Source organism: Streptomyces sp. NPDC023573, assembly GCF_055559735.1.
Map to the genome: position 1 here is coordinate 534,633 of NZ_JBVHKB010000003.1, position 25,143 is coordinate 559,775.

Below are 25,143 nucleotides of genomic sequence, written 5' to 3' on the forward strand. Positions count from 1 at the left end.
GGACATGCCACCCCTGCCCTCGCGCGTCAACGCGCACCATCGCCGTGTACACGTCCAGGTGGTCGCGTTTCGATCAGCAGGTCGGCTACGGCGTCACCTTGTTGCCGCCGAAGGTCACGACCAGGGAGCCGTCCGAGGCGAACGACCAGTCCATGGCACCGGAGTACGCCGAGCAGGACGAGCCGTTCGAGCCGGTCCAGAACTGGTTGGAGCTGTCCGCGTCGCCCACGGTCTTGTCGTTGGAGCCGTCGTCACTGCGGCAGGAGACGTTGTCGCGGAACACCGAAGTGCCCTTGTCGAACGAGAAGTTACGCTCGGCGTTGTCGATGCTGACGTTGCCCGACACCGTCATGGAGCCCGGGTTGCTGTTGTAGGTGAATCCGTGGTGGCCGTTGTCGTAGGCGATGTTGCGCCGGACGATGTGGTCCACCTCGATGTCGTCACCGCCGAGCTTGTAGCCGTTGCGGTCGCCGTCGGAGTTCACGGTCCCGTCGGACAGCGTCCCGTTGTCGTAGGCGAGGGAGTCCTCGATGGTCACCGGGCCGATCGGGCCCGTCTCGGACTTGGTGTAGAGGTCCCAGCCGTCGTCGATGTTGTTGTGGGCCACGGTGTGGCGGAAGACGTTTCCGGGGCCCGAGGTGAGCTTCGACGCGAAGCCGTCGGCGTCCTCGCCGTCGGAGTCCGCGTTGTCGTGCGACTCCGAGCTCAGGACGAGGTTGTGGGCGGGCCACTCGTCGTCGGGGGTGTCGGAGGCGATCCGGGAGATCTGCAGTCCCGAGTCGTGATTGAAGCGCGTCACGACATGTTCGATGACGTTGTTGCTGCCGCCCACGAAGATCCCGTTGTCACCGGCGTGCTCGACGATGATGCCGTCGATGTGCCAGTACGCGCCGTTCACGGCGAGCCCGCGGTTGGCCGGGTCCTCGCTCATGGCCGCGAAGTCGAGGACGGGGGTCTCGTCCGGGTAGGCGGCGAGCGTCGTGCGGGCGCTGGACGTGCCGTCGTTGCCCGGCGGGATGGTGACCGTCTCCGAGTGCTCGTACGTCCCGCCGCGCAGGTAGATCGTCCCGCCTGGGGTGACGCGGCTGATCGCCGACGGGAGCGTCGTCGGGTCCGACTCCGTGCCTGCCGCGTCCTCGCTGCCCTCGGGCGCCACGTACAAGGCGTCGGCTGCCGGCGCCGCCGGGACACCGGCCGTTCCCGTCGCGGTGGCCGTGTGGGGGGTGGTGGTGGCCTGCGCCATGGTGCCGGACAGCGCGAGGGCCGAGCCGGCGAGCAGGCTGATACACGCGATGACGGACTTCTTCTTCTGCATCGATCGTCTCCAGGTCGGGTTGGTTCGGCAGCCTGTCTGTTCGTTCTGCTGAACAGGGCGGGCCGCCGGGGCCACACTGGGTGGGGGGCAAGCGCTTTCCAGGACCGTAAGCGCGTGTCGTGGTCACGTCAATAGATGTGTACGTGATCAGCATTCATGAATCTGAACCAGGTGGGAGTGGGTGGGCCGGTGGGTGAGCCGTCGGCGGCCGTGCGTCCGTGCCGGATCGCCGCTCGACGTCGATGTCGGATTTCCGCCAGCCGGCCGGCCCTCCCGTGCCCGATGCTTGGACCATGCACACCGACACCGAGCGCTGCGTGAGGGCCGTACAGTCGAAGGACGCCCGCTTCGACGGCTGGTTCTTCACAGCGGTCCTGACCACCCGGATCTACTGCCGGCCCAGCTGCCCGGTCGTGGCACCGAAGGCCCGGAACATGACCTTCTACCCCAGCGCCGCCGCATGCCAGCAGGCCGGGTTCCGCGCCTGCAAGCGGTGCCGGCCCGACACCAGCCCCGGCTCCCCGGAGTGGAACGCCCGCGCCGACTCCGTCGCCCGGGCCATGCGGCTCATCCAGGACGGCGTCGTCGACCGGGAGGGCGTCCAGGGACTGGCCGCCCGGCTCGGTTACTCCGCCCGGCAGGTCGAGCGCCAGCTCCTCGCCGAGCTCGGCGCGGGCCCGCTCGCGCTGGCCAGGTCCCAGCGCGCCCAGACCGCCCGGGTCCTCATCGAGACGACCGGACTCCCCATGGCCGAGGTCGCGTTCGCGGCCGGGTTCTCATCGATCCGTACGTTCAACGACACCGTGCGGGAGGTCTTCGCGCTCGCGCCGGGCGAACTGCGCGCCCGGGCGGAACGCGGGGCCCGTAAGCCCGTCGTTCCGGGATCCATAACGCTCCGGCTCCCGTACCGCGCCCCGCTCAACCCGAGCAACCTCTTCGGGCACCTCGCCGCCACCGCCGTCCCCGGCGTCGAGGAATGGCGCGACGGCGCCTACCGCCGCACGCTCACCCTGCCGCACGGACACGGCATCGTGGCGCTGTCCCCGCAGCCCGGCCACATCGACTGCCGGCTCTCCCTCACGGACCCCCGCGACCTGACCCAGGCCATCAGCCGCTGCCGCAGACTTCTCGACCTGGACGCCGACCCGGTCGCCGTGGACGACAGGCTCCGCTCGGATCCGCTGCTCGCCCCGCTGGTCGACGCGGCCCCGGGGCGCCGGGTGCCGCGCACGGTCGACGCGGCGGAGTTCGCCGTACGTGCGGTGCTCGGCCAGCAGGTTTCCACAGCCGCCGCCCGCACCCACGCCGCCCGGCTGGTCCGCGCCCACGGGACGCCGGTGGAGGACCCCGAAGGCGGCCTGACCCATCTCTTCCCGACCGCCGAGGCGCTGTCCGGGCTCGATCCCGAGACACTCGCCCTGCCGCGCAGCCGCCGCGCCACACTCACCACCCTCGTGGCCGCCCTCGCCGACGGGTCCCTGAAGCTGGGCGAGGGGACCGACTGGGAGCGGGCCCGCGCGGAACTGGCCGCGCTGCCGGGCTTCGGCCCCTGGACGGTCGAGGTCATCGCCATGCGGGCCCTCGGGGACCCGGACGCCTTCCTCCCCACCGACCTCGGGATCCGCAGGGCCGCAGGACAGCTAGGACTCCCGGCCACCCCCGCCGCCCTCACCGCGTCCGCCACGCGATGGCGCCCCTGGCGGGCGTACGCGGTGCAGTATCTGTGGACCGCCGACGACCACCCCATCAACCACCTGCCCACCTGAGGACGACCATGACCACCACACCCACCGCGACCAGGCAGCACACGGTCGTCGACAGCCCGTACGGGGCGCTCACCCTGGTCGCGACCGAGGGCGTGCTGTCCGGTCTCTACATGACCGGGCAGCGGCACCGCCCGCCGGAGGAGACCTTCGGCGTATGCGACGCCCGGCCCTTCGGTGAGACGGTCCGCCAGCTGCACGCCTACTTCGCGGGCGAGCTGAAGGAGTTCGACCTCCCGCTGCACCTGCACGGCACCGACTTCCAGCGCGGGGTGTGGTCCGAGCTCGTACGCATCCCGTACGGCGAGACCCGCTCCTACGGGGAGCTGGCTAACCGGCTCGGCAAGCCCGGAGCATCCCGCGCGGTGGGCCTCGCCAACGGCCGGAATCCGGTCGGCATCATCGTGCCCTGTCACCGAGTCATCGGAGCCTCCGGGAGCCTGACGGGGTACGGCGGCGGACTGGACCGCAAGCAGCGGCTGCTCGCCTTCGAACGGGGGAGCGCGTGCGAGGTGCCTGCCCTGTTCTGAGCGGGGCGGCCCGCGGCCCGGCCACTCCGCTCAGCCCGCCACGCGGCGCGCTCAGCCCGTGAAGATCTCGACGACCGACCAGATCGCCAGACCGAGCATGCACACCCCGCCGATGCGCTGCACCGTCTTCAGCGGCACCCGCTTGGCGATGAACCGCCCGGCCAGCAGCGCCAGCGCCGACACCGACATCAGGGCGACAGCCGCCCCGACGGCCGTGGACCAGGTGCCGTTGCTCGCGGCCAGGTTCGCGGTGGTGATCTGGGTCAGATCGCCCCACTCGCTGATGAAGACCGCCATGAAGGCGGTCGAGTAGACCGGCCAGAAGCCGGTGACGGTCTTGATCTCCCCGTCCTCGTCGTCGTCCCCGCCACCGCTGCGCAGCAGCATGAAGGCGCCGAAGGCGAAGAGGGCGGCCGAGACCACCTTGACGATCCAGTCGGGCAGCAGGCCGATCAGCCCGCCCGCCCCGACCGCGATGGCGACGTGCACGATGAACGCGGACGACGTACCGAACCAGACGTAGAGCGGGCGCATACGCGTGCCCATGGCCAGCGAGGCGAACATCGTCTTGTCGGGGAGCTCCGCGAGGAAGATCAGCCCGAAGGCGGTGAGGATCGCCAGGGGGTCGAGATGCATTCCGGGTGGCCTTCTGTGAGAGCCGGGCTCCGGGACTTCCGCGAAGCGCCGCTCGGGCTTTTCGGAGGACCACTCGGCCCGGCATGACGGCAACGCCCACAGGAAGCGGACGTGTCATACCTGACCGAAGGTCTCGCCCGTCCGCGGTAATCCACGGACCCGGCCACCGGGAACCCGGAGGTTCCAGTGTGTCGACGACCGGTTTGCAGGGCTACTCCCCTTCGCAGCCGTCAACACTACCTCACCGGACCCGTGGGCGAGCGGCTCGGTAGAGTCCTACGGTGATCAGCCACCCAGTCCCCGGGAGCGCACCCGCATGAGCCGCCGACCGCACAAGGCCGCCGCACCCGGCCCGTCCCGGCCCACGGTGAGCGTCTGCCGGGGCTGTTGCTGCGGCACCGGGAAGATCCCGGGAGTGGACCACGCCGGGCAGCTCGCGCAACTGCGGCAGTCGGCGGGCGGTGCCGCGACCGTGCGCGCGGTGGAGTGCCTGGACGCCTGCGAGCACGGCAACGTCATCGTCGTGCAGCCCTCGGCCGAGGGCCGCCGAGCGGGCGGCCGCCCCGTCTGGCTGGGGCTGGTCAACGATCCGCACGCCGTCGCCGACATCGCCGCCTGGGCGGCGGAGGGCGGGCCCGGCCTCGCGGACGCCCCGGAGATCCTGGACCTGTACGCCTTCAGCCCTTCCCGCCGGATCCGGGCCGGGCTGGAGGACTGAGCGCCTGCCGGGCGGCCCCGCCGGCGGACCGACCCGCGGTCAGAGGGCGCGGCTCTTCGAGGAGAGACGCTCCAGCAGCGCCGGCAGGGCCGTCCCGATCGGTTCGCGTACGGTCTCGTCGGCCATGTCGTCGTACGGGGTCGGCTCGGCGTTCACCACGACGAGCCGGGCCCCGTGCTCCACCGCGATCCCCGCCAGCGACGCCGCGGGCTGTACCTGGAGCGTCGTCCCCACGGCGATGAACACCTGGCTGGCCTTGGTGATCGCCATGGCGTCGGCCAGCACCTGCGGATCCAGGCGCTCGCCGAACATCACCGTCGCCGGCTTCAGGATCCCGCCGCAGACCGTGCACGGCGGGTCCGCCTCGCCGGCCCCGACCCGGGCAAGCGCGTCCGCCATGGCCGACCGGGCGTGGCACCGGGTGCAGACCACCTCGTGCGCCGTGCCGTGGAGTTCGACGACCTTGCGGGCGGACAGCCCCGCTCGCTGGTGCAGTCCGTCGACGTTCTGGGTGATCACCCGGACCGGGGTGCCCGAGCGTTCGAGCGCGGCCACCGCGCGATGGGCGCCGTTCGGCTCGGCGCCCCACGTCGCGCTTGTGCGGCGCATCTGCCAGGAGCGGCGCCGGATGTCCGGATCGGACATGTAGAAGTCGTACGTGACGAGCTTCTCCGCCTCCGGGTCCTTCCGCCAGAGGCCCTGCGGCCCGCGGTAGTCGGGGATGCCGGAGTCCGTGGAGACGCCGGCGCCGCTGAGGATCGCGACGAGAGTCATGGCCCGAGCCTACGGACGGCTGCCGGCACCCGCGACGGCATTTCCGCGTGGCACGGCTCAGTGCTTTTCCGCGTCCGGCGCCACCACGGGTGCCAGGCTGATTCCATGGACGCAGAGGACATCGACGGGCCGACGGTGCCGGACATCCGGAGCGTGCGGCCGCGTGGCGCCTCGGGAGGTCTGCCTGCCGCGGCCTCTGCCTCCACACGCATCCCGCTACGAACGGAGCAAGCCGATGAGCCGCCACTTCCAGGTCACCTTCGACGCCCACGACCCGCGGGCGCTGTCGTCCTTCTGGCGCGACGCACTGCGCTACGTCCACCCCGGCCCGCCCGGGGTCGACCTGCCGGAGGGCGCCGACCCCCTGGCCGCCTGGGACGACTTCCTCGCGGGGATCGGCGTACCGGAGGAGCAGCGCAACTCGAGATCGGCGATCGAGGACCCCGAGGGGCACGGACCGCGCGTGTTCTTCCAGCAGGTCCCGGAGGGCAAGACCGCCAAGAACCGTGTCCACCTCGACGTCCGCGCGGCCCCCGGACTCCAGGGAGAGGAGCGGATGGCGGCGCTGGAGGCCGAGTGCGAACGGCTCGTCGCACGGGGAGCGACGCGGGTACGCCGCGACGAGCCCGCTCCTCCGATGAGCGCCGGCTTCATCGTGATGACCGACCCCGAGGGCAACGAGTTCTGCCTGGACTGACGGCGCCGCGGGGCCGGCCACGCGGTTTCGGACAGCCATGGGCAGATCAGGGGTGGTCCGGATAAGGTCGGGGCGGCGCGACTGCCTGTTCGAAAGCAAAGGGATACAAGGTGACGGACGGAGCAGTGATGGAGACCCCCCACGTGCTCGTGGCGGCGGACAAGTTCAAGGGCTCGCTGACGGCCGTGGAGGTCGCGGAGCGAGTGACGGCCGGGTTGCGGCGTGCCGTCCCCGGCGTACGGGTCGAGACCCTGCCCGTCGCGGACGGCGGCGACGGCACGGTCGCGGCGGCGGTGGCCGCCGGGTTCGAGCGCCGCGAGGCGCGGGTGACCGGCCCGCTGGGAGACCAGGTCACGGCGGCGTACGCGGTGCGCGGCACCACCGCCGTGGTGGAGATGGCCGAGGCCTCGGGCCTCCAGCACCTCCCCGCAGGCGAGTTCGCCCCGCTCACGGCGACCACGTACGGCTCCGGGGAGCTGCTGGCGGCCGCGCTCGACGCGGGCGCCCGGACGATCGTGTTCGGCGTCGGCGGCAGCGCCACGACGGACGGCGGCGCCGGCATGCTCGCCGCGCTCGGGGCCCGCTTCCTGGACGGCGACGGCAAGCCCGTCGGCCCCGGCGGCGGCGGACTCGCCGAGCTGGCCGAGGCCGACCTGTCGGGCCTCGACCCCCGGATCGCGGACATCGACCTGATCCTGGCGAGCGACGTGGACAACCCGCTGACCGGCCCGAAGGGCGCCCCCGAGGTCTACGGGCGGCAGAAGGGCGCCACGGAGGACGACATCGCGGTCCTCGACGCGGCACTCGTCCACTACGCGTCCGTGCTGGGCCCCGAGACCGCCGAGCTGCCCGGAGCGGGCGCCGCCGGAGGCATCGGCTACGGCGCGCTGACCGCGCTGGGCGCGCGCTTCAGGCCCGGCATCGAGGTCATGCTCGACGTCCTCGGCTTCGCCCCCGCGCTGGCCCGTGCCACGCTCGTCGTCACCGGCGAGGGCTCGCTCGACGAGCAGACCCTGCACGGCAAGGCTCCGGCGGGCGTCGCCGCCGCGGCGCGCGCCGCGGGAGTGGAGGCCGTCGCCGTCTGCGGGCGCCTCGCGCTGCCGCCGGAGGCCCTGGGCAAGGCGGGCATCCGCCGGGCCTACGCACTGACGGACCTGGAACCGGACCCCGCCGTCTGCATGGCACAGGCCGGCCCCCTGCTGGAACGCGCGGCCGAGGCGATCGCCCGCGACTTCCTGTCCTGACGCACCGCCGTGAGGGGCTGCCGGCCCCTCACGGCCGCGGTGCCGGTCGGCCGGCACCCCTCACGGCTGCGGTGCCGTCAGCGTGAACGCGTCCAGCGCCAGCGTCATCTCGATCAGTTCACGCGGCCGTGACAAGGACCGCGAGGTCAGCCGCTCCAGCCGCCGCAACCGGTTGAGCACGGTGTTGCGGTGGCAGTACAGCCGCCCGGCCGCCCGCCCCGCCGACCCCCCGCACTCCAGCCACGCCTCGAGCGTCCGCACCAGCAGCGCCCGGTCCGCCGGATCGAGCGCCAGCAGCGGGCCGAAGACATCGGCGACCAGCCGTGCGGCCAGCTCAGGCTGGCTCACCACCAGCGCCGCGGGCAGCCGCTCCTCCAGCCGGACGATCTCCGCCGTGCCCGGCGGGCACGTCAGCAGCGCCACCTCCGCCAGCCGGAGCGCGGCCCCCAGCCCCGTCAGGCCGTCAGCCACCGGGCCGACACCGCCGGGGCCCGGACACCGCACCAACAGGGCGGTGAGCGCCTCCGGGTCCCGGTCACCCAGCGCGACGACGACCGTCTCGCGGTCTCCTCGTCCCCGCAGGAAGCACCGCAGCCCCTCCGCCTCCAGCGCCACGCACACCGGCCCGCCCTCGCCCGCCCGCACCACCGCCACCGCGTAACGCCCCCGCTCCGGCAGACCGAGAACGCTCGCCGCGCGCGCCGCGAGGCCCGGCTCCGACCGGCCCTCCAGCAAGGCGTCGAGCAGTGCCCGGCCCTGCTCGTCACCGCGCCGCCGCATGTCTTCGCTCCGTTCCGCAGCCAGGGGCCCCTCGTCCGGAACAGGCCGGACCCAGTTGGCAGGACCCGACCCGCTCATGGCTGGTGAGGATGCCACCGGCCGCACGGGGGAGGGCCGCGCATCACCTCCCTCTGTGCACACGCACAACCGGGCCCTTCGAAGACTGGTCACCCGCAGCGATTGCGCCCGGGGCCGTGGACGCGCGCCGCGCCCACTGCTGGTCTGTGGCACCACAACGACCAGTCGGAAGGAGGAGGACGCATGGCAACGCTCGAGATCCGCGAACTGTCCGTGGGCTACGGCCCGGTACGGGCACTGCGCGACGTCTCCGTCGACGTGCCGGCCGGCGCGATCACCGCTGTACTCGGTGGCAACGGCGCCGGCAAGACCACGCTGCTGCGGGCCGTATCGCGGACCCTCGGCTTCCACCGCGGCACGGGCACGGGCACCATCCGCTTCGACGGCCGTCCCCTGGACGGGCTCCGCCCCGCCCAGGTGGTGGCGGCGGGAGTGATCCAGGTACCGGAAGGGCGCCAGGTGTTCGCCCGGATGACGGTGGCGGACAATCTGCGGGCGGGCGCCCTCGGGGCACGCGGCGGCCGGAAGGCGGCGGCCGCCGCTCTGAAGCGCGTACACGAACTGTTCCCCGTGCTCGCCGAGCGCGCGCACCAGCGGGCCGGTCTGCTCTCCGGCGGTGAGCAGCAGATGCTGGCGATGGGCCGGGCCCTGATGGCCGCACCCCGCCTGCTGCTGCTCGACGAGCCGTCCCTCGGGCTCGCCCCGCTGATGGCGGCCAGGATCGCCGAGACGATCCAGGAGATCAACGCGGGCGGCACCTCCGTCATGCTCGTCGAGCAGAACGCGGCCATCGCACTGCGGCTCGCCTCCACGGCGTACGTCCTGGACGTCGGCGAGGTGGCGCTCGACGGCCCGGCCGACGAACTCGCCGCCTCCGACGAGGTGCGCCGGCGCTATCTCGGTGTCGTCGACGAGACGGCCGCCGAGGACGCCGCACAGGCCGAAGGCGTCACCCGCACCCTGAGCAGGTGGTCCGCGTGACGACCGCTCCGGCGCCTCTCGCCGTGCGCGACGTGACCGTGCGTTTCGCCGGCCTCACCGCGCTCGACGCGGTGTCCTTCACCGTCGAACCGGGCAGCGTGCACGCGGTCATCGGACCCAACGGCGCGGGAAAGTCCACCACGTTCAACGTGCTCTCCGGCGTCTACCGCGCCACCTCGGGCAGCGTGTACCTCGGTTCCACCGAACTCACCGGTCTCGCCCCGCACACGATCGCCGACCTCGGCGTCGCCCGCACCTTCCAGAACCTGGCACTGCCGCCGCACGCCACCGTCGCCGAGAGCCTCATGCTCGGCCGGCACCGGCTCACCCGCGCCGGATTCCTGGCCTCGGGACTGAGGCTGCCCTCCGCGACGCGTGAGGCCCGCCGGCACCACGAACGGGTGCGTGAGATCGCGGAGTTCATCGGCCTGGAGAAGGAACTCGACTTCCCCGCAGGCGCCCTCCCGTACGGGAAGCAGAAGCTCGTCGAGCTCGGCCGCGCCCTGTGCATGGAGCCCGAGGTCCTGCTCCTGGACGAGCCCATCGCGGGCATGACCGCCGACGAGCGCCGCCGCACCGCGGCCGTCGTCGCGGGGGTGCGCGACAGCCTCGGCATCTCGATCGTCATGGTCGAACACGACATGGGGGTGGTGATGCGGCTCGCGGACGCCGTGACCGTACTCGACTTCGGACGCAGGATCGCGGGTGGCACGCCCGCCGAGGTGCAGAACGACCCGGCCGTCGTGCGGGCCTACCTGGGGGCACAGGAATGACCACCTTCATCGAACTCCTCCTCGGCGGCCTCTCCATAGGGTCGGTCTACGCACTGATCGCCCTGGGCTTCGTCGTCATCTTCAAGGCGACCGAGGTCGTCAACTTCGCCCACGCCTCGCTGCTCCTGGCGGGCGGTTACGTCACCGCAGTGCTCCACGACGACATCGGTTTCTGGCCGGCCCTGGGCGTCGGCATCGCCGGCGCCGCCGTCGTCGGCTCGGCGGTCGAGTTCTTCGTCATGCGCCGCTACCGGGGGAGCGACCAGAGCGTCCTCGCCATCGTCACCATCGGCGTCGACATCCTCCTCACCACCGAAATCGTCCGGCGCATGGGGACGGACGTCATGTCGCTGGGCGACCCGTGGGGCGACGACGTCGTCACCATCGGGGGAGTCACCCTCGCGGAGACCCGCATCGCGGCCTTCCTCGTCGCGGGGATGCTCATCACGGTGTTCCTGCTCGCCTTCCGCTTCACCTCGTGGGGCGTCTCCATGCGGGCCGCCGCCGAGAACCCGCAGACCGCCGCGCTGATGGGCATCCGCCTCGGCCGGGTCTCCCTCTCCGCCTGGGCGGTCGCGGGGGCACTCGCCGCCGTCGCCGCGCTCTTCCTCACCGTGTTCCCGACCCCCGGCCTGGAACGGGCCACCTCACTCGCCGCCCTCAAGGCGTTCCCCGCCGCGATCCTCGGCGGCCTCGACTCGACGACCGGGGCACTCGTCGGTGGTCTCGTCGTCGGAGTCACCGAGTCACTCGCCACGGGCTACCAGGGCGACCTCTCCTTCCTCGGACGCGGCATCGGTGATCTCGCGCCGTACCTGGTGATGGTGGTCGTCCTGCTCGTCCGGCCGGCGGGCCTCTTCGGTACGAAGGAGCTGTCCCGTGTCTGAAGCCGTCAAGGACGTCACGGAGGCAGCACCCGCCGCCGGAGCGTCGTTCACCGGCCGGCTGCGCCGGCCCGCCCCGTACCTCTGGCTCGCCGGTTCGGTGCTGCTCCTCCTGTTCCCGTTCTACCTGGACAGGTTCTGGCTCCAGGCCGGGCTGTTCGCCATGGCCGCCGCGATCGGGGCCATCGGGCTCAACCTGCTCACCGGCTCCACCGGCCAGCTCTCCATGGGGCACGCGTTCTTCCTCGCCGTGGGCGCCTACGGCTACTGCATCCTTGGGGGTGAGAGCAGCACGGAGAACGGGCACGCCCTCACCGGCCTGGGACTGCCCACCTGGCTCGCGGCCGTCCTGGCCGTGCTCCTGGCAGGCGCGGCCGGAGGGCTCTTCAGCCCCATCGCCGGGCGGTTGAGCGGCGCCTACCTCGGTATCGCCACGCTCGCGCTGATCTTCATCGGCCAGCACGTGCTGTTCAACGCGGGCTCGCTCACCGGTGGCTTCAACGGCCGTCCGGTGCCGCCCCTCTCGCTCTTCGGGTTCACCTTCGACGACGCCGAAGTGGTCGTCGCCGCAGTGCCCTTCCAGTCGTCGGAGAAGCTCTGGTACCTCGGGCTGGCCGCCCTGCTGGCCGGCGGGCTCTTCGCCCGCGGGGTGCTGCGCGGCAGGCCCGGCAGGGCACTCAACGCCATCCGGGACCACCGGATCGCGGCCGGCGTCATGGGGGTGCCGGTCGCCCGGTACCGGGCGGGCGTCTTCGTCCTGTCCTCGATGTACGCGGGCCTCGCGGGTGTCCTGCTCGCGCTGGTCTTCCAGCGGACCGTGCCCGAGTACTTCGGCATGATCCTGTCCCTCGAATACCTCGCCATGATCGTCATCGGCGGGCTGGGCAGCGTCGCGGGAGCCGTCATCGGCGCCGCGTTCGTGTCGCTGCTCCCGCAGGTGCTCACCCACTACAGCGACTCCCTCCCCCTGGTGTCCGCCCCTGGTACGGGCGGCATCGCACCGGGCGAGGCGTCCCGCTATCTGTACGGCGCCGCGGTCGTCGCGGTCGTCCTGTTCCTGCCCGGCGGCATTGCGCGTCTGAAGAATCCAGGGGAGAAGAAGAAATGAAGCTACGTGTTGTCGGAGCCGTTGTGGCGGCTCTCACCCTCACCCTCGCGGGATGCAGCGAGAAGGCGAAGTCGTCGGACGACGGCGCCGCGGACAAGAACGGTGTGAAGGCCGGGGAGGGCGTCACCGACTCGAAGATCACCCTCGGGGCCCTGACCGACATGACCGGGGTCTACGCCTCGCTCGGCAAGAGCGTCACCCAGGCCCAGCAGCTCTGGGTGGAGGAGACCAACAAGGCCGGAGGCATCTGCGACCGGCAGATCGAACTGACCGTCCGTGACCACGGATACGACCCGCAGAAGGCGATCGGTGCCTACACCGAGCTCGAACCGGAGGTGCTGGGCTTCACCCAGTTCATCGGTTCCCCGTTCGTCTCCGCCGTCGAGTCGCGCATCGACGGCCAGGACAAGGCCATCGTCCTGCCCCAGGCATGGTCCGCGAACCTGGTCGGATCCAAGTACGTCCGCGTCATCGGCGCCACGTACGACGTCGAGACGATCAACCTGATCGACTTCCTGCTCGACGAGAAGCGCATCGCCAAGGGCGACAAGATCGGCCACGTCTACTTCGAGGGCGACTACGGCGAGAACGCCCTGGCCGGCTCGAAGCACGCTGCTCAGGAAGCCGGCCTCACCGTCGTCGAGCAGAAGATCAAGCCGACCGACAACGACATGACCGCCCAGGTCTCCGCACTGAAGCAGGCCGGCGTCAAGGCGGTCGTCATCAGTGCCGGACCGCGCCAGGCGGCCTCCCTGGTCGGCGTGGCCGCGGCCACCGGCTTCGACGTCCCCGTCGTCGGCAACAACTCGGCGTACGCCCCGCAGCTCCTGGCGACCCAGGCGGGCGCCGCCCTGCAGAAGGACTACTACATCGGCTCCTCCACCCTGCCCATCGGTGATGCGGCGGCAGGCCCGGCGAAGCTTTCCAAGGCCTACGGGGCCAAGTACCCGAAGGACGGCCTCGACAACGGCGTCATCGCCGGATACAACGCGGCGACCGTCTTCGGTGAGGCACTGAAGAAGGCCTGCGAGTCGAAGGACCTGACCCGTGAAGGTGTCGACAAGGCCCTGCTCACCATCAAGGACTTCGGCGCCGACTTCGGGATCTCGCACGACTTCACCGACCCGTCGGCGCCCTCCACCCGTGAGACCGTCGTCATGAAGCCGGACGCCAAGACGCCCGGAGGCCTCAAGGTGGTCCGCCCGGCCGAAGTGGCCCCGGCCGCGGAGTCGTTCACGCTCAAGCCCTGACCTCCCCGCACCAGGGCGGGCCCGGCCGCGGAGGCCGGGCCCGTCGGTGTGTCCGGGGTGCGGTCCGTGCGTGCAGGCCTCCAGTTCGGACAGCTGACCCGCCGGCCAGCCGGTGTTCCCGGTGAACCTCAGGCGCAGGTAGCGGACCGGTGTCCCGGTGAGCGTCACCGTCGCGGTTACCGCGTCGCGCCTTCAAGAAGTGAAGTTTGACATGTCCATTGACACGCCTGTCATCGTGCTGGCTTCATATGAGTAATGCATGGGAGCGCTCCCAGGCCTGTGCCCGCCTCACCCCCTGAAGGGCGACGACGGATGAAGTCACCGACGAGAAAGTGGCTGGGCCCGGTCCTGGCCGCCATCATCGCGACAGCCTTGCTGATGGCGCTGTCCGGTCCGGTCGCCGCGCAGCCGACGGGCCAGGACCCCGCCCCCGCGGCGTGTACGGAGGCCGCGGCCGGCACCGGCACGGACCGGCTCCACACCGAGGGCGGCCGGATCGTCGACAAGCAGGGCAACGGGGTACGGCTCACCTGTGCCGACCGGTTCGGCTTCGACGCGACCGGGCCGGTCTTCCACGGCCGCGCCGTCCGCACCGCCCCCTGAACGCCCTGGGGTGCCGATGAACCCCACCGCCTCGGCATCTCAGGGCACCCATCGTGCGAAGACGTTCCGCGGAGCCCGGCCGCGCGAGGGTGAACCGCCGGTATCCCGCGGTTGAACCTTCGCCGGTCAGGCGAAGCGGGGCGACGCGGGCGGAACCCGTGCGGCGGGCGGAGCGGTCTTCCCGGCGGAAGCGTGTCTGCCGCCCCGAGGAGCCACCCGATGCCGAGCACCACCCCCGCCGAGACCCGTACCGCCCCGGCGAGCGGCAGACCACCGTCACCGCAGGGTCGCCACGCACCGCGGCTCGACATCCAGGGGCTGCGCGCGGTGGCAGTCGGGCTGGTGGTGCTCTCCCACGCGGGTGTGACCCAGGTCGGTGGCGGCTACATCGGGGTCGACGTCTTCTTCGTGATCTCCGGCTTCCTCATCACCTCGCTGCTGCTGCGGGAACTCACCACCACCGGGCGGGTGTCGGTGCGTTCCTTCTACGCCCGCCGGGCACTGCGGCTGCTCCCCGCCTCGTCCCTGGTCATCGCCGTCACACTGGGCGGGGCGTGGCTGTTCCTGTCCAAGGCCCGGCTCGCCGAGTACGCGGGCGACGCTCTTGCCAGCGCGCTGTACGCGGTCAACTTCCGGCTGGCCGCGGCCGGTACGGACTACCTCGCCCAGAACAGCCCGCCGTCGCCGTTCCAGCACTTCTGGTCCCTCGCCGTGGAGGAGCAGTTCTACCTGGTGTGGCCGCTGCTCCTGCTGCTCGTCCTGCGGGTCGCCCGCGGCCGGCGCCGCCCTGTCGCGATGCTGCTGGGAGCACTCTGCCTGGGTTCGTTCGCGGCAGGCGTCCTCGTGACGGACGCCTCGGCGCCATGGGCGTACTTCAACTCCCTCACCCGGGCCTGGGAACTGGGTGCCGGCGCCCTCCTGGCGCTGGTCACCGGTCGGCTGGAACGGCTGCGCCCCGCACTCGCGGCCCCGCTGACGTGGCTCGGCCTGGCCTGCGTCACGCTGGCAGCGGTCCGGTACGACGAAGGGACGCCCTACCCCGGCTACCACGCCCTCCTGCCGGTCGCCGGCACGGTACTCCTCCTGGCCGGCGGCTGTGCGCCCGCCCCGCACGGCGCCGGGTGGCTGCTCGGGCGGCGCCCGCTGGTGTGGCTCGGCGGACTCTCGTACGGCTGGTACCTGTGGCACTGGCCGCTCCTGGTCATAGCCCCGGCGGCGCTGGGCCGCGCGGACGGTACAGCCGGCGTGCCCCTCGCGCTGGGGCTGTGCGCGGCGGCGCTGGGCCTGGCGTGGCTCACCCTGCGCCTCGTCGAGAACCCGGTCCGCTTCCACCGGGCCTTCCGCAGACGCCCCCGCCGGGCCCTGGTCCTCGGAGCGGCGCTGACGGCCGGAGCCTGGGCGCTGTCCCTGACGGCGGCGGCGGTCCCGCCGACGATCGAGGTGGGCGGCCCGGCACCCGACCTGGCGCACGCCCTCTCGGAGGCCCCGGACCCCGAGGCCCGGCTCACCGGACTGCTCGCATCGGCCCCCACCGCCCTGCCGGGCAACCTCGCCCCGTCCCTGCCGGAGATGAAGTCCTCCCGCTCCGCGGTCTACCGGGACGGCTGCCACGTCGACCGCGCCGCCACCGGCACCCGGCCCTGCGTCTACGGCGACCCGGCCTCCTCCCGCACGGTCGTCCTCTTCGGCGACTCCCACGCGGCACAGTGGTTCCCCGCCCTTCAACGGCTCGCGACCACACGCGGCTGGAAGCTGGTCTCACTGACGAAGGCCTCCTGCAAGGTCGCCGACCTGACCACCGTGTACGGCCACAAGCCGTACACGGCCTGCGACACCTGGCGCTCCGACGCCGTGGCGAGAATCCGGGCCCTGCGCCCCGACCTGGTCGTCGCCTCCTCCTCGGACGCCGGAGACCCGGCGCGCCCCGCCGCCGACCCCCTCCGCCGGTGGACCACCGGCTTCGAGAGCACCTTCCGTGAACTGAGCGCCTCCGGCACCCGGGTCGCCGCCCTGCTGGACACCCCCTGGCCCAAGGGCGACCCGGTCGACTGCGCCGCCAGGAACTCCCTCCAGCTGCACGCCTGCGCGAACCACCTGCCGGACGCCATCCATGACGCGACGCGCGGGAGAGCCGTCCGGGCCGCCGCGTCCGCGACGGACACCGCGGTCATCGACCCCACCCCCTGGGTCTGCGCGCCCCGCACCGGCTTCTGCCCCGTGGTCGTCGGCGACACCGCCGTCCACCGCGACGACAGCCATCTCTCCGAGGCCTACGCCGAGGCGCTCGCCCCGGTCCTGGCGCCGACGCTGGACCGCCTGGTGGACGCCTCCTGAACCGGCCCGGTGCCGCCGCCGCGCGGACCCGGTCGTCCTCAGACGCCTCGCCGCAGGGCGTTGATGAGCAGCAGCGCGATGTCGTCGGTGCCGGGCGTGGCCCGCTTCGCGTACCGCACGAGCGTGTCGGCGACGGACTCCATGCCCTGGTCCAGGGCCAGGGCGAAGAGCGCGGCCAGCTCCGCGGTGGCGTCGTCGAAGTCCACCCCCGGCGCCTCGACGAGCCCGTCGGTGTACAGGGCGAGCGCCGCACCGGGACGCAGCGGAATCTCGGTTGTCGGGTAGCGGGACGCCGGGTCGATGCCGAGCAGGAGACCGGGCGGCAGGTCGAGTACCTCGGTCTGTCCGTCGGGCTGGCGCACCAGCGGTCCGGGATGGCCCGCGGTGGCCAGCCAGGCGCGGTGCCCCGCCAGGTCGAGGTGCACATAGAGACAGCTGGTGAACAAGCCGGGATCGAGGTCGGTCAGCAGACGGTTGGTGCGGGCGAGGACCTCGTCGGGCGGCGCGCCGGCGGAGGCGTGCACGGCGGTGCGGACCTGCCCCATCAGCGCGGCGGCGTTCACGTTGTGCCCTTGTACGTCGCCGATGGCCGCGGCGGCCGTGGTGTCGTCGAGCCGGATCAGGTCGTAGAAGTCCCCGCCGATCCCCATGCCCCGGGTGGCCGGGAGATAGCGGGCCGCGACGTCGAGACCGGCGATCCCGGGCAGGGTGTGGGGCAGGAGGTGGGCCTGCAGACTGTGCGCGAGCCGGTCCTTGACGTCGTAGAGGCGCGCTCGGTCCAGTGCCTGGGCGAGCAGCCCCGCGATCGAGGTGAGCAGGGCGCGTTCCTCGGGTTCGAAGGGATGCGGCCGGTCGTAGGCGAGGACCAGGGAACCGATCGGACGTCCGGAAACGATCAGCGGGAGGAAGGCGCAGGCTGCCACGGCGTCGCGGAGGCCCGCCGACGGATAGGCGCGGTGCAGCTCGGCGAAGGTGGGATAGAAATCGGGGACGCCTTGCATCAGCACGTGCGCGGCGGGTGTGGGCGAGCTCAGGGGCGCACCGTCGAAGCGGTCCATGAGGGTGGGGCATCTGCCCAGGCGGCCCTCGACCCGCAGCCGCCCCTCCGCCGACGTCATGATGATCAGTGTCTGGATCCGGAAGGCGGGCATCACCTGTTCTCCGGCCAGCTCGATCACGTCCTGGGTGCCCACCGCCTCGGTGAGCGTCGCCGCCAGGTGCATCAGGTGGTACAGGGCGGTGGCCCGGCTGGGCACGGCCGCGGGGGGCGGCAGCGTCGGGGGCGGGACCTCCGTGGGGCCGGGCTCGGAGGTGGGCACGATCCGGACGCTGATCCCGGTGGCGTCCGGGAACAGGTGGAATTCCAGCCACTGGTCCGGCGGCCGGAGAACGGTGAAGATCGTGTGCTGCCGGCTGATGACGGCGGCCCGGTAGTGATCTTCGACAGAGGGGTCGTGCAGCCAGGGGAGCGACACCCAGGGCAGTGTGCCGCATACGTCGTCCGCCCGGGCTCCCAGCAGCGACGCGGCGGCGTCGTTGAGGTAGGTGACGGTCCCGTCGAGCGCCAGCGAGCAGCTCCCGCCGGGCAGCCGCTGGATGAATCCCGCCGTGGCCGCCGCCTCGGCCGGAGCGGGGTCGGGCGGCTGGGGTGCGGGAAGCACCCGGGGCTGGATTCCCGGAAGCACCGGATAGCCCCCGGCCTCGGCCTGTCGCAGGAGTGTGCCGATGCCGTCGCAGCCTCTGACGACGGCCGCACGTTCGACGGGCGACAGCTGCGAGGGGTGCGACCCGGGCCACAGCAGCACCAGCCCGCCTCGTGTGACGGCGCCGGCACGGATGGGGGCGGCGCCCAGCGCGAACTCGTACGGCAGGACGAGCGCGGCACGCGGATAGCGGTGCGCCAGCTCCTCCTGGCTGCCGAGCCAGACCAGGCAGCCCAGCCGCACGGCGTCCGCCACCGGCATCGGCGCGGACAGCGGCACACGGGTCCACGGGGTGGCCAGCTGGCCCGGCACCCCGGCGAGCACGGCCAGATGCAGCGTGCTGCCGTTCTCCGGCAGCAGGTAGAGCATCGCCACCGACGCACCTGTCTCGTGCACCAGGTGGTCCACGGCGCCGTCCAGCAGCTCCGTGCCCGAACCGGTGGCGGCGACGGAAGCGGCATGGTCCTGCACGCCTTCCAGCGTCCCCCCTGGCACCCGGGGACGCACCCGCTGAGGGCCTGGGCATGCGCGAGGGCCCGGATGCGGGGAGCATCCGGGCCCTCGTCGAAACGCGTTCCGCGCGGTTACGGGAGTTGCGCCGCCCGTGCCTCGCGCCGGTTGTCACGGAAGGTGTTCACCCGCCGCGCCGTGGCGAAGAGCGGGATCACCGCCCCGAGGACGACCTGCAGCGCACAGCCGGTCTGGAGGAGCAGCTGGCCCCCGGGGGCGTCGAACGCCCACGCGGCGAGAAGCCCCATCGCGGCCACGATCCAGCTGAGCATCGCCACCGCGAGGACACCTCGCGGCTTCGGGTACTCGACCCGGCTGACCATCAGCCACGCCACTCCGACGATCGCGAGCAGCGTCGGCACGAAGGGCAGCTCCAGCAGCACGATCGAGACGACCGTGAGCGCTCCGAAGGGGCTCGGCATGCCCTGGAACATGCCGTCCTTCAAGGTCACGCACGAGAACCGCGCAAGCCGGAGCACCACCGCCAGCAGTACCACGATCGCCGCGAGCGCCGACACCCGCTGGTGTGCGTCGTCCGCGACCATTCCGTACACCAGTACGAAGTACGCCGGTGCGAGGCCGAAGCTGATGAGGTCGGAGAGGTTGTCCAGCTCCGCACCCATCGGGGAGGAGCGCAGCTTGCGCGCCACGAGCCCGTCGAACAGGTCGAACACCGCTGCCATGAGCATGAGGATCACCGCGGTCGCAGCGGAGTGCCTGGCCATGCCCGACTCGTCGCTGCCCGTGAGGTGCGGGATGAGGATCCCCGTGGTGGTGAAGTACACCGCCATGAAGCCGCACGTGGCGTTACCGAGGGTGAGCGTGTCCGCTATCGACAGCCTCATCGAGAGCGGCATGTCCTCGGCGTCGTCCTGCTCCTCCGCCTCGGGCACCCAGCCCGCCTGGGTATCAGGATCAATCACGGTCAATTCGAGTCACCCCCGCGGTCGTGGCCTGGCCGACCTCGACCGCGACATCGACACCTTCCGGAAGGTAGATGTCCACGCGCGAGCCGAAGCGGATCAGACCGATGCGTTCGCCCTGCTCCACCTTCGTGCCCTGCGGGATGTAGGGGACGATGCGACGGGCGACCGCTCCCGCGATCTGCACCATCTCGATGTCGCCGAGCTCGGTGTCGAAGTGCCAGACAACGCGCTCGTTGTTCTCGCTCTCCTTGTTGAACGCCGGGACGAACCCACCCGGGATGTGCTCCACCGAGGTCACGGTGCCGGCCAGCGGGGCCCGGTTGACGTGAACATTCAGCGGGCTCATGAAGATCGCGACGCGGGTGCGCCCGTCCTTCCACGGCATGATGCTCTGCACCACGCCGTCGGCCGGCGAGATGACGCGGCCCTGGGTGATCTCGCGCTCGGGGTCGCGGAAGAACCACAGCATGCCCGCCGCGAGCGCGGTGGTGGGCACGGCCACGGCCGCCCAGCGCCCGGACCTGCGGGACCGGGCGAGGCTGAGGGCCGCGGTGGCGACGGTCGGGAGGAGCCACGGCGATGCTCCGCGCGCAAGGCGGACCCCGCCGCGGGATGCAGAGATTTGGCTGTCGGGCATGGATGACCTTCGTAGCGGATGATGCCGCGCTGGCAACGGGGGGACGGCGGCTTTCCGGCGATGCTATCGGGTGCGAGCGGCAACTGGGCAAGCCAGCAGCCGAGTCGGACAGCTGAAAGGCTCCCGACGGGGGTGACCGGGTGTGATGTTCTTCGCCACCAAATCACCTCGTAAGGGGCATATCAGCCCTGGAACCGGTACTCCTCGAGCAGTCGGCGACCGATGATCATTTTCTGGATCTCGGCGGTACCTTCACCGATCAGCAGCATCGGAGCCTCGCGGTAGAGGCGCTCGATCTCGTACTCCTTGGAGAAGCCGTAACCGCCGTGGATACGGAAGGCGTCCTCGACGACTTCCTTGCAGTACTCGGAGGCGAGGTACTTCGCCATCCCTGCCTCCAGGTCGTTCCGCTCCCCGGAGTCCTTTTTGCGTGCCGCATTCACCATCATCGCATGCGCTGCTTCGACCTTGGTGGCCATTTCAGCCAGTTTGAACTGGATCGCCTGGTGCTGGGCGATCGGCTTTCCGAAGGTCTGGCGCTGCTGGGCGTAAGAAACACCCAGTTCGAACGCACGTTGTGCGACGCCACAGCCACGCGCGGCGACATTCACCCGCCCTACCTCGACACCGTCCATCATTTGGTAAAAACCTCGGCCGGTCGTGCCGCCCAGCACACGATTGGCCGGAATGCGTAGTCCGTCCATGATGAGCTCGGTCGTGTCGACGCCCTTGTAGCCCATCTTGTCGATCTTCCCCGGGATCGTGAGACCGGGACGGACCTCGCCGAAGCCCGCCTCCTTCTCCACCAGGAAAGTGGTCATCGACTTGTGCGGGGCCGTGCCCTCGGGGTGTCCTTCGTCACTCCTGCAGAGGACGGCGACCAGCGTGGACGTCCCGCCGTTCGTCAGCCACATCTTCTGACCGTCGAGGACGTACTCGTCGCCGTCCTTCACACCCTTGGACGAGATTGCGGAGACGTCGGAACCCAGCGCCGGCTCGGACATCGAGAACGCGCCCCGGACCTCGCCCAGCGCCATCCGCGGCAGGAAGGTGTCCTTCTGCTCCTGTGTGCCGTGCTGCTTGAGCATGTAGGCCACGATGAAATGCGTGTTGATGATGCCCGACACGCTCATCCAGCCCCGGGCGATCTCCTCGACGCACAGCGCGTACGTGAGGAGCGACTCGCCCAGACCGCCGTACTCCTCCGGGATCATCAGCCCGAACAGGCCGAGTTCCTTGAGCCCTTCGACGATGTCCGTCGGATATTCGTCGCGGTGCTCCAGCTGGGTCGCGACAGGAATGATCTCCTTGTCGACGAAACTCCGGACCGTGGAGAGAATCTCCTGCTGGACATCCGTCAGACCGGCGGTCTGCGCGAGTCGGCTCATGGCTACTTCTCCACGTTCTTGCTCGTCGGCTGATCGGTCTCGGGGCGGCCCGGCTGCTCGCCGCCGCGCTCCTTGATGTACGTCGCGGTGGGGACCATCACCTTGCGGCGGAACACGCAGACCAGCGTGCCGTCCTGCTTGTATCCCCTCGTTTCGACATAAACGATGCCGCGGTCGCTCTTGGACCTCGACGGCGTCTTGTCGAGCACGGTCGTCTCGCCGTAGACCGTGTCGCCGTGGAAGGTCGGGGCCACGTGCTTCAGTGACTCCACCTCCAGGTTGGCGATCGCCTTTCCCGAGACGTCCGGCACCGACATCCCGAGCAGCAGCGAGTAGATGTAGTTGCCTACGACAACGTTCTTTCCGAAATCCGTCGTCTTCTCGGCGTAGTTGCTGTCCATGTGCAGCGGGTGGTGATTCATGGTCAGCAGGCAGAAGAGGTGGTCGTCGTATTCCGTGACCGTCTTTCCGGGCCAGTGCTTGTAGACGGCACCGACCTCGAATTCCTCATAGGTGCGTCCGAACTGCATGATCAGGCCTCCGGAGCTTCGAACTTGGAGGTGCGCCGCATACCGGCGGCGCGGCCCTTGCCCGCGATGACGAGGGCCATCTTGCGGCTGGCCTCGTCGATCATCTCGTCGCCGAGCATCGCCGAGCCCTTCTTGCCGCCCTCCTCCGAGGTGCACCAGTCGTAGGCGTCGAGGATGAGCTCGGCGTGGTCGTAGTCCTCCTGCGAGGGCGAGAACACCTCGTTCGCCGCGTCGACCTGACCGGGGTGCAGCACCCACTTGCCGTCGAAGCCCAGCGCCGCCGCACGGCCCGCGACCTCGCGGTAGGCGTCCACGTCGCGGATCTGGAGGAACGGGCCGTCGATGGCCTGGAGGTCGTGCGTACGGGCCGCCATCAGGATGCGCATCAGGATGTAGTGGTAGGCGTCCGCCGGGTAGCCGGGCGGCTGCTGGCCCACCACCAGGGTCTTCATGTTGATCGAGGCCATGAAGTCGGCCGGGCCGAAGATCAGGGTCTCCAGGCGGGGCGAGGCGGCGGCGATGTCGTCGATGTTCACCAGGCCCTTGGCGTTCTCGATCTGCGCCTCGATGCCGATCCGGCCGACCTCGAAGCCCATCGTCTTCTCGATCTGGGTCAGCAGCAGGTCCAGCGCGACGACCTGCTGGGCGTCCTGCACCTTCGGCAGCATGATGCAGTCGAGGTTGGGTCCCGCTCCCTCGACGACCGTGATGACGTCGCGGTACGTCCAGTGGGTCGTCCAGTCGTTGACCCGCACGACCCGGGTCTTGCCGGCCCAGTCGCCGTTGTTGAGGGCGTCGACGATGTGGTGCCTGGCGCCTTCCTTGGCCAGCGGCGCGCAGGCGTCCTCCAGGTCCAGGAAGACCTGGTCGGCCGGCAGGCCCTGGGCCTTCTCCAGGAACCGCGGGTTCGAGCCCGGTACGGCGAGACAGGAGCGGCGCGGGCGCAGACGGTTCACGGGCTGGGTCATGCGGGGACCTCCAGAGGGTCGAGCTTGTTCGCTTTCCGGATCTCGTCGACGATACGGCCGATGATCTCGGTGATGCCGAAGTCCTTCGGGGTGAAGACGGCGGCGACGCCGGCCTCGATGAGGGCGTGCGCGTCGGCCGGGGGGATGATGCCGCCGGCGATCACCGGGATGTCCGGCGCACCGGCCTCGCGCAGCCGGCGCAGCACGTCCGGCACCAGCTCGGCGTGCGAGCCGGACAGGATGGACAGGCCGACGCAGTGCACGTCCTCGGCCAGCGCGGCGTCGGTGATCTGCTCGGGCGTCAGCCTGATCCCCTGGTAGACCACTTCGAAGCCCGCGTCCCTGGCGCGTACGGCGATCTGCTCGGCGCCGTTGGAGTGCCCGTCGAGGCCGGGTTTGCCGACCAGCAGCCGCAGTCGCCCGACGCCCAGGTCCCCGGCGGTGCGGGTGACCTTCTCGCGGACCAGCGCGAGCGGCGTCCCCGCTTCCGCGGCGACGGCCACCGGCGCCGACGAGACACCCGTCGGCGCCCGGAACTCGCCGAACACGTCGCGCAGGGCCCAGGCCCACTCACCCGTGGTGACGCCCGCCCGTGCGCACTCGACGGTCGCCTCCATCATGTTCGCGGTGCCCGCCGCGGCCTTCTTCAGGGCCGTCAGCGCCTCGGTGGCACGGGCCTCGTCGCGGTTGTCGCGCCACTCGTGGAGAGCGGCGACGACCCGGGCCTCGTTCTCGGGGTCCACCGTCATGATCGCGGCGTCGAGGTCCGCGGTGAGCGGGCTGGGTTCGGTGCTCTCGTAGATGTTGACGCCGACGATCTTCTCCTCGCCGCCCTCGATCCGGGCCCGCCGCGTCGCGTGCGAGGAGACGAGCTCCGACTTGAGATAGCCGGACTCCACGGCGGCCATCGCGCCGCCCATCTGCTGGATCCGGTCGATCTCGGCCAGCGACTCGGTGACCAGCTCGTCGACCTTGGCCTCGATGACGTGCGAACCGGCGAAGATGTCCTCGTACTCCAGCAGATCGCTCTCGTGCGCGAGCACCTGCTGGATACGGAGCGACCACTGCTGGTCCCAGGGGCGCGGCAGCCCGAGCGCCTCGTTCCAGGCCGGCAGCTGCACCGCGCGGGCGCGGGCGTCCTTGGAGAGCGTGACGGCCAGCATCTCCAGCACGATGCGCTGGACGTTGTTCTCCGGCTGAGCCTCGGTGAGCCCCAGGGAGTTGACCTGCACGCCGTAGCGGAACCTGCGCTGCCTGGGGTCCGAGATGCCGTACCGCTCGCGCGTCACCCGGTCCCAGATACGGCCGAAGGCACGCATCTTGCACATCTCCTCGATGAAGCGGACCCCCGCGTTCACGAAGAAGGAGATGCGGGCGACGACGGCGCCGAACTTCTCCTCCGGCACCTGGCCGGAGTCGCGCACGGCGTCGAGGACCGCTATGGCCGTCGACATGGCGTACGCGATCTCCTGGACCGGAGTGGCCCCCGCCTCCTGCAGGTGATAGCTGCAGATGTTGATCGGGTTCCACTTCGGGATGCGGTTGACCGTGTACGTGATCATGTCGGTCGTCAGCCGCAGCGACGGGACCGGCGGGAAGACGTGCGTCCCCCGCGACAGGTACTCCTTCACGATGTCGTTCTGCGTCGTGCCCTGGAGCTTGTCCGGGTCCGCGCCCTGCTCCTCCGCGACCACCTGGTAGAGCGCCAGCAGCCACATCGCGGTGGCGTTGATCGTCATCGAGGTGTTCATCTGCTCCAGGGGGATGTCCTGGAACAGCCGCCGCATGTCACCGAGGTGCGAGACGGGCACGCCGACCCGGCCCACCTCGCCGCGGGCGAGGACGTGGTCGGGGTCGTAGCCGGTCTGCGTGGGCAGATCGAAGGCGACCGAGAGACCTGTCTGGCCCTTGGCGAGGTTGCGGCGGTAGAGCTCGTTGGACGCCTCGGCGGTCGAGTGACCGGCGTAGGTCCGCATGAGCCACGGCCGGTCCTTCTGACGTTCGGTCATGGCA

The 25,143-nt window shown here is 71.1% G+C and carries 23 protein-coding genes; 12 read left to right on the forward strand and 11 right to left on the reverse strand.

Features of this window, described 5'->3' with window-relative positions; all coding sequences use genetic code 11:
• Positions 1-85: 85 nt before the first annotated feature.
• Positions 86-1,315 (reverse strand): right-handed parallel beta-helix repeat-containing protein, encoded by a 1,230-nt coding sequence (locus ACZ32T_RS12835; protein ID WP_467272550.1) that lies wholly within the window; start codon positions 1,313-1,315, stop codon positions 86-88.
• A gap of 293 nt (positions 1,316-1,608) precedes the next feature.
• Here ACZ32T_RS12835 and ACZ32T_RS12840 point away from each other — a divergent pair, with 293 nt between their 5' ends.
• Both ACZ32T_RS12840 and ACZ32T_RS12845 read left to right on the forward strand, forming a co-directional pair.
• Positions 1,609-3,081, forward strand: coding sequence for an AlkA N-terminal domain-containing protein (locus tag ACZ32T_RS12840; protein WP_467272552.1), 1,473 nt, complete (start codon positions 1,609-1,611; stop codon positions 3,079-3,081).
• Between the two features lie 8 nt (positions 3,082-3,089).
• Positions 3,090-3,608 (forward strand): methylated-DNA--[protein]-cysteine S-methyltransferase, encoded by a 519-nt coding sequence (locus tag ACZ32T_RS12845; RefSeq protein WP_467366752.1) that lies wholly within the window; start codon positions 3,090-3,092, stop codon positions 3,606-3,608.
• A gap of 51 nt (positions 3,609-3,659) precedes the next feature.
• On the opposite strand, the gene ACZ32T_RS12850 is transcribed toward ACZ32T_RS12845, so the two are convergent.
• The gene (locus tag ACZ32T_RS12850; RefSeq protein ID WP_401519128.1) at positions 3,660-4,244 is read right to left on the reverse strand and encodes a TMEM165/GDT1 family protein; all 585 of its coding nucleotides are present in this window, start codon (positions 4,242-4,244) and stop codon (positions 3,660-3,662) included.
• A gap of 316 nt (positions 4,245-4,560) precedes the next feature.
• Here ACZ32T_RS12850 and ACZ32T_RS12855 point away from each other — a divergent pair, with 316 nt between their 5' ends.
• A complete protein-coding gene (locus tag ACZ32T_RS12855; RefSeq protein ID WP_467366754.1) occupies positions 4,561-4,962 on the forward strand; it encodes a (2Fe-2S) ferredoxin domain-containing protein in 402 nt (133 codons plus the stop codon).
• A gap of 39 nt (positions 4,963-5,001) precedes the next feature.
• Here ACZ32T_RS12855 and ACZ32T_RS12860 read toward each other — a convergent pair whose 3' ends face one another.
• Positions 5,002-5,736, reverse strand: a complete 735-nt coding sequence (locus ACZ32T_RS12860; RefSeq protein WP_467366756.1) for an SIR2 family NAD-dependent protein deacylase — start codon at positions 5,734-5,736, stop codon at positions 5,002-5,004.
• A 235-nt stretch (positions 5,737-5,971) separates the two neighbouring features.
• Between ACZ32T_RS12860 and ACZ32T_RS12865 the strand changes: the two genes are divergently transcribed.
• A complete protein-coding gene (locus tag ACZ32T_RS12865) occupies positions 5,972-6,433 on the forward strand; it encodes a VOC family protein (RefSeq protein WP_467272561.1) in 462 nt (153 codons plus the stop codon).
• 128 nt (positions 6,434-6,561) lie between these two features.
• Positions 6,562-7,677 carry a glycerate kinase gene (locus ACZ32T_RS12870; RefSeq protein ID WP_467366758.1) on the forward strand — a complete coding sequence of 372 codons (1,116 nt, stop codon included), beginning with the start codon at positions 6,562-6,564 and terminating at the stop codon, positions 7,675-7,677.
• 60 nt (positions 7,678-7,737) lie between these two features.
• Here ACZ32T_RS12870 and ACZ32T_RS12875 read toward each other — a convergent pair whose 3' ends face one another.
• Entirely contained in the window at positions 7,738-8,457 is a 720-nt protein-coding gene (locus ACZ32T_RS12875; RefSeq protein ID WP_467272565.1) for a PucR family transcriptional regulator, read from the reverse strand.
• 261 nt (positions 8,458-8,718) lie between these two features.
• Between ACZ32T_RS12875 and ACZ32T_RS12880 the strand changes: the two genes are divergently transcribed.
• The 7 genes from ACZ32T_RS12880 (at position 8,719) to ACZ32T_RS12910 (ending at position 16,468) form a co-directional block, all read left to right on the forward strand.
• Positions 8,719-9,516: an ABC transporter ATP-binding protein gene (locus ACZ32T_RS12880; RefSeq protein WP_467272567.1), complete on the forward strand. Its 798-nt coding sequence runs from the start codon at positions 8,719-8,721 to the stop codon at positions 9,514-9,516.
• The gene (locus tag ACZ32T_RS12885; RefSeq protein WP_467272569.1) at positions 9,504-10,289 is read left to right on the forward strand and encodes an ABC transporter ATP-binding protein; all 786 of its coding nucleotides are present in this window, start codon (positions 9,504-9,506) and stop codon (positions 10,287-10,289) included. The genes ACZ32T_RS12880 and ACZ32T_RS12885 overlap by 13 nt, the downstream gene beginning before the upstream one ends.
• Entirely contained in the window at positions 10,286-11,176 is an 891-nt protein-coding gene (locus ACZ32T_RS12890) for a branched-chain amino acid ABC transporter permease (protein ID WP_467272570.1), read from the forward strand. Before ACZ32T_RS12885 ends, ACZ32T_RS12890 begins: the two co-directional genes overlap by 4 nt.
• Complete coding sequence (locus ACZ32T_RS12895) at positions 11,169-12,281, forward strand: branched-chain amino acid ABC transporter permease (protein WP_467272572.1); 1,113 nt, start codon at positions 11,169-11,171, stop codon at positions 12,279-12,281. The genes ACZ32T_RS12890 and ACZ32T_RS12895 overlap by 8 nt, the downstream gene beginning before the upstream one ends.
• Positions 12,278-13,531 (forward strand): ABC transporter substrate-binding protein, encoded by a 1,254-nt coding sequence (locus ACZ32T_RS12900; protein WP_467272574.1) that lies wholly within the window; start codon positions 12,278-12,280, stop codon positions 13,529-13,531. Before ACZ32T_RS12895 ends, ACZ32T_RS12900 begins: the two co-directional genes overlap by 4 nt.
• Positions 13,532-13,843: 312 nt before the next feature.
• The gene (locus tag ACZ32T_RS12905; RefSeq protein ID WP_467272576.1) at positions 13,844-14,134 is read left to right on the forward strand and encodes a hypothetical protein; all 291 of its coding nucleotides are present in this window, start codon (positions 13,844-13,846) and stop codon (positions 14,132-14,134) included.
• Positions 14,135-14,353: 219 nt separating this feature from the next.
• Complete coding sequence (locus ACZ32T_RS12910; protein WP_467366760.1) at positions 14,354-16,468, forward strand: acyltransferase family protein; 2,115 nt, start codon at positions 14,354-14,356, stop codon at positions 16,466-16,468.
• 38 nt (positions 16,469-16,506) lie between these two features.
• On the opposite strand, the gene ACZ32T_RS12915 is transcribed toward ACZ32T_RS12910, so the two are convergent.
• From ACZ32T_RS12915 to ACZ32T_RS12945, 7 genes are all read right to left on the reverse strand, one after another.
• Positions 16,507-18,642 (reverse strand): SpoIIE family protein phosphatase, encoded by a 2,136-nt coding sequence (locus tag ACZ32T_RS12915; protein ID WP_467366762.1) that lies wholly within the window; start codon positions 18,640-18,642, stop codon positions 16,507-16,509.
• 113 nt (positions 18,643-18,755) lie between these two features.
• Complete coding sequence (gene pssA, locus ACZ32T_RS12920; RefSeq protein ID WP_325749121.1) at positions 18,756-19,574, reverse strand: CDP-diacylglycerol--serine O-phosphatidyltransferase; 819 nt, start codon at positions 19,572-19,574, stop codon at positions 18,756-18,758.
• A gap of 22 nt (positions 19,575-19,596) precedes the next feature.
• On the reverse strand, positions 19,597-20,244 hold the full coding sequence (locus ACZ32T_RS12925) for a phosphatidylserine decarboxylase (RefSeq protein WP_104783882.1): 648 nt from the start codon (positions 20,242-20,244) through the stop codon (positions 19,597-19,599).
• A gap of 182 nt (positions 20,245-20,426) precedes the next feature.
• Positions 20,427-21,632, reverse strand: coding sequence for an acyl-CoA dehydrogenase family protein (locus ACZ32T_RS12930; protein ID WP_467272584.1), 1,206 nt, complete (start codon positions 21,630-21,632; stop codon positions 20,427-20,429).
• Between the two features lie 2 nt (positions 21,633-21,634).
• Positions 21,635-22,162, reverse strand: a complete 528-nt coding sequence (locus tag ACZ32T_RS12935) for a MaoC family dehydratase (protein ID WP_467272586.1) — start codon at positions 22,160-22,162, stop codon at positions 21,635-21,637.
• A 2-nt stretch (positions 22,163-22,164) separates the two neighbouring features.
• Positions 22,165-23,130: an HpcH/HpaI aldolase/citrate lyase family protein gene (locus ACZ32T_RS12940; protein ID WP_467366764.1), complete on the reverse strand. Its 966-nt coding sequence runs from the start codon at positions 23,128-23,130 to the stop codon at positions 22,165-22,167.
• Complete coding sequence (locus tag ACZ32T_RS12945; RefSeq protein WP_467272590.1) at positions 23,127-25,139, reverse strand: protein meaA; 2,013 nt, start codon at positions 25,137-25,139, stop codon at positions 23,127-23,129. The genes ACZ32T_RS12940 and ACZ32T_RS12945 overlap by 4 nt, the downstream gene beginning before the upstream one ends.
• Positions 25,140-25,143: the final 4 nt, after the last annotated feature.